This window comes from Microbacterium sp. (genome assembly GCF_032084865.1).
In the GTDB taxonomy this organism is placed as follows: Bacteria; Actinomycetota; Actinomycetes; order Actinomycetales; family Microbacteriaceae; genus Microbacterium.
Genome location: NZ_DAMDLU010000101.1, coordinates 1 through 10,133, shown reverse-complemented (window position 1 = coordinate 10,133; position 10,133 = coordinate 1). Strand labels below are relative to the sequence as shown.

11 protein-coding genes and 1 tRNA gene are annotated in these 10,133 nt (G+C 69.4%); 4 read left to right on the top strand and 8 right to left on the bottom strand.

The annotated features are described in order from the left end of the window. Positions 1–632: 632 nt before the first annotated feature. The 3 genes from RT309_RS10770 to RT309_RS10760 form a co-directional block, all read right to left on the bottom strand. Positions 633–974: a hypothetical protein gene (locus RT309_RS10770; RefSeq protein WP_313356930.1), complete on the bottom strand. Its 342-nt coding sequence runs from the start codon at positions 972–974 to the stop codon at positions 633–635. A 4-nt stretch (positions 975–978) separates the two neighbouring features. Further along, entirely contained in the window at positions 979–1,215 is a 237-nt protein-coding gene (locus RT309_RS10765) for a helix-turn-helix domain-containing protein (protein ID WP_313356928.1), read from the bottom strand. 364 nt (positions 1,216–1,579) lie between these two features. After that, positions 1,580–1,653: transfer RNA gene (locus tag RT309_RS10760), tRNA-Pro, on the bottom strand. Between the two features lie 143 nt (positions 1,654–1,796). Between RT309_RS10760 and RT309_RS10755 the strand changes: the two genes are divergently transcribed. The 4 genes from RT309_RS10755 to RT309_RS10740 all read left to right on the top strand — a co-directional run bounded on the left by RT309_RS10755 (position 1,797) and on the right by RT309_RS10740 (position 4,928). Then, a complete protein-coding gene (locus RT309_RS10755; RefSeq protein WP_313356927.1) occupies positions 1,797–2,381 on the top strand; it encodes a GNAT family N-acetyltransferase in 585 nt (194 codons plus the stop codon). Between the two features lie 31 nt (positions 2,382–2,412). Continuing rightward, complete coding sequence (locus RT309_RS10750) at positions 2,413–2,865, top strand: hypothetical protein (RefSeq protein ID WP_313356926.1); 453 nt, start codon at positions 2,413–2,415, stop codon at positions 2,863–2,865. A gap of 80 nt (positions 2,866–2,945) precedes the next feature. Then, the gene (locus RT309_RS10745; RefSeq protein ID WP_313356924.1) at positions 2,946–3,326 is read left to right on the top strand and encodes an RNA-binding S4 domain-containing protein; all 381 of its coding nucleotides are present in this window, start codon (positions 2,946–2,948) and stop codon (positions 3,324–3,326) included. Positions 3,327–3,395: 69 nt separating this feature from the next. Next, the gene (locus RT309_RS10740) at positions 3,396–4,928 is read left to right on the top strand and encodes a DUF222 domain-containing protein (protein WP_313356922.1); all 1,533 of its coding nucleotides are present in this window, start codon (positions 3,396–3,398) and stop codon (positions 4,926–4,928) included. Between the two features lie 201 nt (positions 4,929–5,129). On the opposite strand, the gene RT309_RS10735 is transcribed toward RT309_RS10740, so the two are convergent. The 5 genes from RT309_RS10735 to RT309_RS10715 form a co-directional block, all read right to left on the bottom strand. After that, positions 5,130–6,056, bottom strand: coding sequence for an NUDIX hydrolase (locus tag RT309_RS10735; protein WP_313356921.1), 927 nt, complete (start codon positions 6,054–6,056; stop codon positions 5,130–5,132). Between the two features lie 53 nt (positions 6,057–6,109). Further along, positions 6,110–7,180 (bottom strand): Glu/Leu/Phe/Val dehydrogenase dimerization domain-containing protein, encoded by a 1,071-nt coding sequence (locus tag RT309_RS10730; protein ID WP_313356920.1) that lies wholly within the window; start codon positions 7,178–7,180, stop codon positions 6,110–6,112. 104 nt (positions 7,181–7,284) lie between these two features. Further along, positions 7,285–8,805, bottom strand: coding sequence for a ribosome biogenesis GTPase Der (gene der / locus RT309_RS10725; protein ID WP_313356918.1), 1,521 nt, complete (start codon positions 8,803–8,805; stop codon positions 7,285–7,287). A gap of 2 nt (positions 8,806–8,807) precedes the next feature. Continuing rightward, the gene (cmk, locus tag RT309_RS10720) at positions 8,808–9,494 is read right to left on the bottom strand and encodes a (d)CMP kinase (protein ID WP_313356917.1); all 687 of its coding nucleotides are present in this window, start codon (positions 9,492–9,494) and stop codon (positions 8,808–8,810) included. Next, the coding region (locus tag RT309_RS10715) for a prephenate dehydrogenase dimerization domain-containing protein (protein ID WP_313356916.1) at positions 9,487–10,133 on the bottom strand (647 nt) is incomplete at its 5' end. The genes cmk and RT309_RS10715, both read right to left, overlap by 8 nt.

The following is a 10,133-nucleotide window of genomic DNA, read 5'->3' as shown; positions in this document are numbered from 1 at the left end:
GCGCTCGGCGCTCGGCGCTCGGCGCTCGGCGCTCGGCGCTCGGCGGGCCGGATTACCGCATGTCCACGCTCCCGCACCGTGCAATGCCCGTAGCGGGGTCCTCTGAAGGTTGTCTTGAGCATGGCCGGCTCGTTGCGAACAGGCTTCACGACCTGGGCAATGGAACCAACTGCCTCGCGCAACTACGCCGGATGAGAACCGGTGGACGAGTGGTATCGCGAGCATCACAGCGGACTCACCCTCCTCAGCGCTGGGCTTGCGGTAATCATTTCCGCTATGGCGGCTCGCTTGACCTGGCCGAAGCGCCTCGGCCATCTGAATCGGAACTGTAGCCGTCACCGATGCCAGCGGAAGACACCAATCGCTCTGGGACCTCATGACTGCGATCATCTTCCCGAGCGTCGACTTCAAGTCCTTCGGTGTGACTACAGCGGCCCCTGCTTCCTCCACCGCTTTAATCGCCTTCTCGTAGGCTTCCTCCGGATCGGGGTTCCGGCCATGGGTCGCGTGCCAGACCTCCGCCAACAGCGCACTAGCGGACGTGCCCGAGTCCATGATGTCTCGTGCTGCTTCGGCCGCGCTTTCGGACACCCGCTTGATAAGGCCACGTCCACCCGCGCGATCCCCGACCGTCAACTCCGATCCATCGCGCTCCAGCTCATCCCGGATCGCGCGGTGGGCAGGTTTCCCGAATGGAGACTTCGAGCTCGAGGTCTTCGAGCCAGTATGCGAACCAGGTCCGGGAACGGGCTGTCCGTCGTGAGCGCCGAGGACGACGGCTGGTACAGGCTCCGGTCGGCGAGCTTCGCCTTCAACGCCCGCTCGGCGGACTTCCGTGTGTCTCCGGTCGCCTGGACGAGCCGGGTCTTCTCGTCCCAGTCACGGTAGCGGGCGCGTGCGACAACACGGCCGTTGGGACTCACGAGGTGGCCGATCTCGCCGAAGGTGCCGATGGTCAGGCGCTGGCGGCTCATCGGATCACCTTCCCTCTGGAGAGGCAGGCGGATCTGGATCGCGTTGCTCGATCCAGATCCGCACGTCCGAGAGCGCAAACTTCAGGTGCTTCCCGAAGCGATACGCGCGCGGACCGAGGCCGCGGGTGCGCCAGTCGTAGACCGTGGAGACGAGCACCCCCAGGTACGCGGCAAGCTCGCCGACGTCGAGCAGCGGCTCCGGGCCCAAGGGGTTGACCGTCGGGCTGTGTTCGGTGTCCATACCGAACAGGTGCGTCCTGCTCCACCCACGAATCGGGAGCAACCGGCACGGTCGCTCCCATGCCGGAGCGCGGCGGCCTGAGAGGGCCGCGAGGGCGTCAACGTGATGGGTCTTCGATGACCGGATCACATCCACCTACAGAAAAATTCCCGGAAGCCCTTGAGTTTCCGGGACCTCTCGGTCGGGCTGCATCCCCACGGCGCCCTCCACGCGCCGCTCGTCATCGAGATCGGCATGAGTTGGGCGGTACGGCGGCGCGCGGAGCCTCTCGGCGCCGCGTGGCCCCGCTTTACGAGCGCGAGTAGACGCAAAAGGAGGTTGTCTCGTTCCTCGCGGATCGAGATAACCTCCCCTTGCGTCTACGTCGGGCTGACAGGATTTGAACCTGCGACCCCTTGACCCCCAGTCAAGTGCGCTACCAAGCTGCGCCACAGCCCGTGGCAGTCCGCACCGAAGCGCGGGCAACTCCACTATCGTAGCCGACGGATTCAGCCACCGCGAACCAGCACCGCCGGGCGTGGCGGACCCGGCCCCAGCGAGTATCCGTTGCCGATGTCCGGCCCCCGGCGTAGCGTGCCGCCATGGCGACGATCATCACAGAACCGGCGACGATCACCCGGTGGGACGACGTGCAGCACTCACTCACCGGCGGCGGTGACGGTGCCGGCTGCCAGTGCATCTGGCCCATCGTGCGCAACAAGGTCTGGCAGTCGACGACACTCGAGCAGCGACGCGACATGCTGCGCGACGAGATCGCGGCAGGTCCTCCGCCGGGGCTCATCGCGTACATCGACGGCGAGGCCGCGGGATGGATCCGCGTCGGACCGCGCACCATGCAGCAGCGCATCCTGCACACCCGCGCCATCGCATCCGCGACGACCGAACCGCTCGACGACGAGTCGGTCTGGGCGATCACGTGCTTCGTCGTCCGGCGGGAGCATCGAGGGAAGGGGCTGACCGCTCAGCTGCTGGCATCCGCTCTCGACTACGCCCGCGAGTCCGGCGCACGCCTGATCGAGGCGTATCCGGTCGACACGTCCACCGGCTCGCACCGATCGAACGACCTGTACCACGGCACCGTCTCGACCTTCCGCGCCGCAGGTTTCCAGCGCGGCCCCGACTTCGCCGCGGGGCGAGTACTGATGACGCGCGGCCTGGCCGACTGACCCCAGGGCGCTCAGGCGCTACGGTAACCGCATGAGCACCACGCATCCGACCATCGAAGACCCGGAACTCGGCACCCTCTCGCGCGCCGAGACCACGCTCGACGATGGCGACGTCGTCACGCACGACTGGTTCTCGGGCGCGCTGACGATCGACGGCCGCGAGCTGGAGCTGATGATCGACGGCGCAGACGTCGACGCCGTGAGCACGCTCGTCCCCCGCGCACACGCTGTGGTCGAAGACCTCGATGAGATCCGGCGCCGGGCATCCGACGCCGTCGTCACCCACTTCAGCGACAGGGCGCCATCCGCGACCGAGCTCGACGAGGGCGCCGACGACCTCGTGCTCGACACCCTCGAGATCACCGACGACGCGACGGTGCTGCACTTCACCGACTCGTGCGGGCGGCACTTCCCCGAGGGATACTGGCCCGCCGTGCACCTCGGCGTCGACGGCAGCATCGGCGAGGTCACCGTCGAGGGCTGACCGCTCCCTGCGTCGAGTGGATGCCCCGCGGCATCCGTCCCGTTCGACATCGACGGCCTTGTTCTGGAGAAGTGAAACAGATGATGGATGCCGTGAAACCCGTGCGCGTCGACAGCTGGCTCTGGGCGATCCGCATCTACAAGACCCGTTCCGCTGCGACGACCGCGTGCCGGGCGGGTCATGTGCGCGTCGGCGGAGAGCGCACGAAGGCGGCGCAGACGGTGAAGCCCGGCGACGAGGTGCGGGTGCGCATGTCGGGGTTCGACCGCATCCTCATCGTGAAGCAGACGCTGTCGAAGCGTGTCGGCGCCCCCGTCGCGGTGACCGCTTACGAAGACCGCACTCCCCCTCGCGAGCCGTCGGCCATGCTCGCCGTGCGCGACCGCGGCGCCGGACGGCCGACCAAGCGCGAGCGGCGCGAGATCGACCGGCTGCGCGGTCGGGACCCGCATGACGAGTGACTCCGACGAGTTTTCCACAGATCTGAATCAGCCCACCTGAATGTCGTAGGTATGTTCTAATCTGGATGCATGGACGACGGATGGCCCGCACTCATCGAACGGCGCACCGCTCTGCTCGATGAGTGGGCGGCGAAGCAGCGCGAGATCGCGGTGCTTCAGGCTGAGGCGTCGGCTCTGCTCGCTCGCCGGTGGGAACTCTGGCAGAAAGAGGTCGCGGTCGCGCCGCAGCATCGGGATGCCATCGAGCGGTCGATGCTCGCCGAGTACTCGGCCGCAGGACACGTGTCGCAGAGCTCGGTGACCTTCGCGTTCGCCGACGCGCATCTGCTGGCGACCGAGTTCGAGACGGTGCGTGAGTCGTTCGCCGCGGGGCTGGTCACCGCGGCCCACATCCGCGAGATCCTGCGCGAGGCGGCGCCGGTGCGCGCAGCGATCGAAGCGGGTGTGGTCGAGGCCTCCACGCTGCTGCTGTACGAGGCTGCGGTCCTGGAGACCGCCGAGAACGACACCGCTGCGCGCACTCGTGCACAGGCTCGCCGCATCGCTGCGGCGCTGGCCGGATCGACGGTCGTCGAGCAGCACGAACGCGCGAGGGCCGAGCGCACGGTCACGATCCGCTCCATCGGCGACGGACTCGTGCTGCTGCAGGCGGTGCTGCCCGAGCATCTCGCCGTCGCCATCCTCGACCGGCTCACCAAGATGGCGCGACACATGCAGAAGCACCCGGAAGACCGCGATCCCGAGTTCGGCCCGTCGGAGCCGGAGCAGGTCGGTCTCGACCCCGAGACCCTGCTGCCGGTGGATGGCGGGATGCCGGATGCCGAGGGCGATATGACGGACGGCGCGATCTTCGGATCGCACACCTTCACGGCCGACCCGTTCGAGCTGCCGCTCGATCCGAAGTTCCACGACGACAGCCCGTGCATCATCCACGTCCCGGCCGACACGCGCACGATGGATCAGCTGCGCGCCGACCTCTTCACCGATCTGCTGCTCGCGTCGACCCCGACCGAGGCGCACGGAACGGGGCTTGAGAACATCCACGCGACCATCCAGGTGACGGTCGCCGCCGCGACCCTCGCCGGAGCCGACGATCGCCCCGCCGAACTCGACGGCCTGGGCTCGCTGCTTCCCGACGTCGCTCGGTCGCTCGCAGGTCACCGCACCGGCTGGACGCGCCTCTTCCTCGATCGCACCGGCATGGTCGTCGAGACCGACACCTACACACCGACCGAGCAGATGCGGCGATTCCTGCGAGCGAGAGATCAGCACTGCCGCTTCCCCGGATGCCGTGCCCCGATCCACCGGTGCGAAGCCGATCACAACACGGACTGGGCGCTGGGCGGGAAGACGCACATCGACAACCTCGCGCACTTCTGCGGCAGGCATCATCCGATCAAGCACCCCGACATACCCGACAGTCATCGGTGGTACGCCCGCCAGCTCCCCGACCGCTCGGTCGAATGGATCAGCCCGAACGGGCGGCGCTACCGCGATCGGCCGAACCGCCGGGTGATGTTCGTGCCGTCGGTCGATCCGCCCGAGCCTCCCGGTTCGACGCCGGATGCCGATCAGGGCCCTCCAGAGCGGCCGCCATTCTGACCGAGAGCAGGGGTCGTGGGCATGGGCAGCACGACGAGAGAGCAGGTCAGCACGACGAGTCGGCATGGGCAGCACGACGAGTCGGCAGGTCAGCACGACGAACCCCCACGTCGGCACTCTCGATGCGCGGCTGCGCTCACCCGGGAACATGCCTCCTGGATGGGAGGCTTGATGGGACGCTTGGCAGGACTACAGGCGCGGTCAGCCGCGGGTGTCCATCTGCCTCAGCAGCCAGCCGGCCGACTCGACTCGGGCATCGACTTCGTCGAGTCGTGCGGCGAGACCCCGATCGCTGGTCACCGCGATCACCTCGGAACCGTCCGCGGCGAGGCGGCGGGCCTCATCGACGATCGCGTCATCTCCGACTCCGTCTGCGCGCACGATGGCGACGCGGGCGCCGTGGGTCTGGTGCTGGGCATCCGGAATCGCCCGCGCAGCGCCCTCGACGACCAGCGACACGAGCGGGAACCAGCGGTCGGCCTCGAGGCCCAGCGACTCGGCGTCGATACCGCCCGCTGCCCACGTCGAGAGCCGGTCGTGCAGGCGGGTCGCCGCTCCCGCACGGTCCTTCCACCAGCCGTCGGGCACCGAGCCGACGACGTTCGCCGCGTCCACGACGATCGCGGGGTGCACGCTCAGCAGCGACCGCAGCAGCGGCCACGATGCGGCGAAGCCGGGGTGCAGCGGACGCTGATCGACCTCGTCGACCGGCACCCACTCCAGGGCGAGGCTCTCGGGGTCGCTGATCACCGGCTCGAAGGGCGCGAGCACATCCGCGACGACGGTGGTGTACGACCAGATCTCGAGATCCAGCACTCGCGCGAATCGCGCATGCAGCGCGCCGTCGGGAATGCCAGCCTCTTCCTGCGCCTCCCGCAGAGCGCCGTCGAGCGGGGACTCGTGCTCGTGCAGCGCTCCCCCGGGGATGCCCCACGTGCCGCCGAAATGACTCCATCCGACTCGATGCTGCAGCAGCACCCCGCGACCGGGATCGACGGCGAGCACGCCCGCAGCTCCGAATCGGCCCCAGTACTTCTCCCCCGTCGGTGCGACCACCCAAGCGTCACCGGGATCCTGCGGCCCGAGCGGGCGTCGCGGCTCATCGGGGGCCGGGGGAACGATCGTCACTCCCCCAGCTTTTCATGCCACGACGCCCTTCGGCGCGAGGAGGTCGAGAAGAGTCAGCGTGCGCCGACTGCTGCTCCGGCGCGCAGTCGCGAGGCGGCGAGTTCCTCGGCGGCGAGCAGCGGCGTCACACCTCGGGCCTCGGCGTCGTCGAGGATCCGCCGCACGGTGTCGCCGATTCCGGCCACGCGCTGCATGATCTCGTCGCTCGAGCCGATGTGCTTCGCCTCGAGGTCGAGGTAGATCACTCCGCCGGCGTTCACGACGAAGTCCGGCGCGTACAGCACGCCGCGCTGCGCGAGCCGGTCGGCGCCCGACCGATCGGCGAGCGGGTTGTTCGCGGGGCCGCACACGGCCTTCACGTCGAGCGCGTCGATGACCTCGTCGGTCAGCACCCCGCCGATGCCGGCAGGAACGAACACGTCGCCCGCGACGAGGTGCTCGGTGCCCGGCTCGACCCAGGTCGCGCCGATCTCGTCGGCGAGCTGGCGGCGGGCGGGGTTGATGTCGGTGACGGTCAGCTGTGCGCCCTGCTCGGCGAGACGGGATGCCAGACGCCCGCCCACCTGTCCGAGACCGGAGATGGTGATGCGCCGGCCCGCGGCATCCGCCGATCCGGTCACACGCTCGAGCACCGCCTGCAGCGACGCGTACACTCCGAGGCTGGTGGGACCCGCCGGTTCACCGGAACCGCCCACGGCCGAGGGCAGGCCGACGACGTGCTTCGTGCGCTCGCTGACGGTGAGCATGTCGTCGGTGGTCGATCCGACATCCTCCGCCGTGCGGTATAGGCCGCCCATCAGCTCGACGGCGTCGCCGAGGTCGAGGAACGCGTCTCGCCTCCGATCGGCGTCGAGGGCATCGCCGGGCGCCAACCCGATCACCGACTTGCCGCCACCGGCATCCAGCCCCGCGGCGGCGTTCTTCAGCGTCATCGCGGCCGACAGCCGCAGCGCGTCGCCGAGGGCGTCGCTCCAGTGCGGGTAGGTCCACAGACGTGCGCCGCCCAGGGCGGAGCCGAGCACCGAGGAGTGCAGCGCGACGGCGATGAACAGCCCGCTGCGTCGCCCGATCGTCACCTCCACACGCTCGTGGGTGAAATCGGGCAGGGGCAGGCTGTGCGACATTGCATCCTCGAATCGTGCGGGGCCTCGTGGGCGGTGCGTCGGATGCCGCGGTGTTGCGGCATCCGAGGCCATTATCCCGCTCGGGATGCTCGAGAAGCCAACTGTCAGCGCTGGCGGCGCTCACGCACCCGCATGTTGATGACGATCGGCGTGCCCTCGAACGAGTACAGCTCGCGCAGGCGCCGCTGCACGAAGCGGCGGTAGCCGGGGTCGAGGAACCCGGTCGTGAAGAGCACGAACGTCGGCGGACGCGTCGACACCTGCGTGCCGAACAGGATGCGCGGCTGCTTGCCCCCGCGCAGCGGGTGCGGGTTGGCGGCGGCGAGCTCGGTCATGAACGCGTTGAACTTGCCGGTCGGGATGCGACGGTCCCAGTTCTCGAGCGCCTGCTCGAGAGCCGGCACGAGCTTGTCGAGGTGGCGGCCCGTCTTCGCCGAGATGTTCACCCGGGGAGCCCACGCGACGTGCGCGAGGTCCTGCTCGATCTCGCGCTCCAGGTAGCGGCGACGGTCGGCGTTCTCCATGTCGTCGTCCGACAGGCGGTCCCACTTGTTGAACGCGAGCACGAGCGCGCGACCCGACTCCAGCACCATGTCGATGATGTTCAGGTCCTGCACGCTGATCGACTGCGATACGTCGAGCACGACGACGGCGACCTCGGCCTTCTCGAGCGCGGCCGAGGTGCGCAGCGACGCGTAGAAGTCCGCGCCCTGCTGCAGGTGCACGCGGCGGCGGATGCCCGCAGTGTCGACCAGACGCCACATCTTCCCGCCCAGCTCGACGATCTCGTCGACCGGGTCGCGGGTGGTGCCGGCGAGGTCGTTCACGACCACGCGCTCCTCACCCGCAGCCTTGTTCAGCAGCGACGACTTGCCGACGTTCGGGCGGCCGATGATCGCGACGCGGCGCGGGCCGCCGATCTCAGCCTTTGCGACAGCCGACACCTCGGGCAGCTTCGCGATCACGAGGTCGAGGAGGTCGGCCACGCCGCGGCCGTGGATGGCCGAGACGGGGTGCGGCTCGCCGAGGCCGAGGTTCCACAGGGGCGCGGCCTCCGGATCCTGGCGCGCGTCGTCGATCTTGTTCGCGACGAGGAAGACGGGCTTGCCGCTCTTGCGCAGCAGCTTCACGACGTGCTCGTCGGTGGAGGTGGCGCCGACCTTCGCGTCGACGACGAACAGCACCATGTCTGCCAGGTCGATCGCGACCTCGGCCTGCGCGGCGACCGAGCGGTCGATGCCCTTGGCATCCGGCTCCCACCCGCCGGTGTCGACGAGCGAGAACCGACGGTCGCTCCACTCGGCCTTGTAGGTGACGCGGTCTCGGGTGACGCCGGGGGTGTCCTCCACGACAGCCTCGCGGCGTCCGAGGATGCGGTTCACGAGCGCGGACTTGCCCACGTTCGGGCGGCCGACGATCGCCACGACGGGCAGTGCCGGCGAGTACTCGATGCCGTCCTCGCCGAGGGAGATGCCCTCCAGCAGCGCGGCGTCGTCCTCTTCCAGCTCGTAGTCGGTGAGCGACGCGCGCATCGCGGTCGCGCGCTGTTCGACGAAGTCCTCGTCGAGCGAGGCCATCTTCTCGGCGAGATCGTCGGGGGCGCCGGTGTACTCTTCATCGGCCATGTTCAAGCTCCTCTGTCAGCGTCGCGCCGCTGGGCGATCACCGTGAGCACGGCGTCGATGGTCTGCGCGAAATCAAGTTCGGTGGAGTCGACCACGTCAACGCCTTCGGCGGCGTTGAGGAAGTCGACGACGGTGCTGTCGGATGCGTCGCGCTTGTGCAGCGCTTCCGCGACAGCGGCGGCGTTCTCACCCGCGAGTTCGCCGGCGCGCCGGGCGGCGCGCACCTCCGGCGCAGCGGTGAGCAGGATCCGCACAGGCGCATCCGGCGCCACGACGGTGGTGATGTCTCGTCCCTCGACGACCACGGCCGGATAGTCCGACTCGGCGACGATGCGGCGGAACATCTCGTTCACCTGCACGCGGATCTCGGGGACGCGCGCGACCCCGCTGACCGCCCCCGACACCCGCGGCTCGCGGATCGCCGCGGTCACGTCGACGTCGCCGACGCGCACGCTCCGATCGTCGGGGTCGAGTCCCTGCGAGAAGGGGAAGTTGGATGCCGCGGCGCGGACCGCGTCGGCGTCGGCCGTGTCGTCCCCGCGGTCGAGCACGTGCCAGGCCAGCGCCCGGTACGCGGCTCCCGTGTCGAGGTAGCCGTAGCCCTCACGGCGCGCGATCTCTTTCGAGACGCTGGACTTTCCGGAGCCGGCCGGCCCGTCGATCGCGATGAACTTCGAAGCATCAGTCATTGGTGTTCCCCGCAATCCGCCAGCCGCGCTCTTCCAGTCCCTCGATCGCGCCGCGCAGCGCCGCGGGCGCCACGCTGATCTCGGCGAGACCGAACTGGGCGCCGGGAGAGTGCTCCAGACGCAGATCCTCCACGTTCACGCCCAGTTCGCCGAGTTCGCCGAACAGGCGGCCCAGCTGACCGGGCGTGTCGTCGACCATGACGACCATCGTCTCGAACCGGCGGTTCTGACCGTGCTTGCCCGGCAGGCGCTCGACGCCCTCGTTGCCCTGACGGATGGCATCCGCGACCGCCCGGCGCGCGCCCGGCGCGTCCGGCTCGCGCAGGGCGTCGGCGACGTCTCTGAGGTCGAGCGCCAGGGCATCGAGCAGCTCGACGACCGGACCGGCGTTCGCCCCGAGGATCTGCACCCACAGCTCGGGCGCCGACGCGGCGATGCGCGTGGTGTCTCGCACACCCTGACCGGCGAGGCGCAGCGAACCCTCCTCGGCCTCGGCCAGACGGCCGGCGAGCAGGCTCGCGACCACCTGCGGCACGTGCGAGGTGAGCGCCACGGCGCGGTCGTGCTCCTGGGGAGTCATCTCCAGCGGCATCGCACCGACCTCGAGCGCGAGCGCCTCGACCAGCGCGAGGTCGGCGG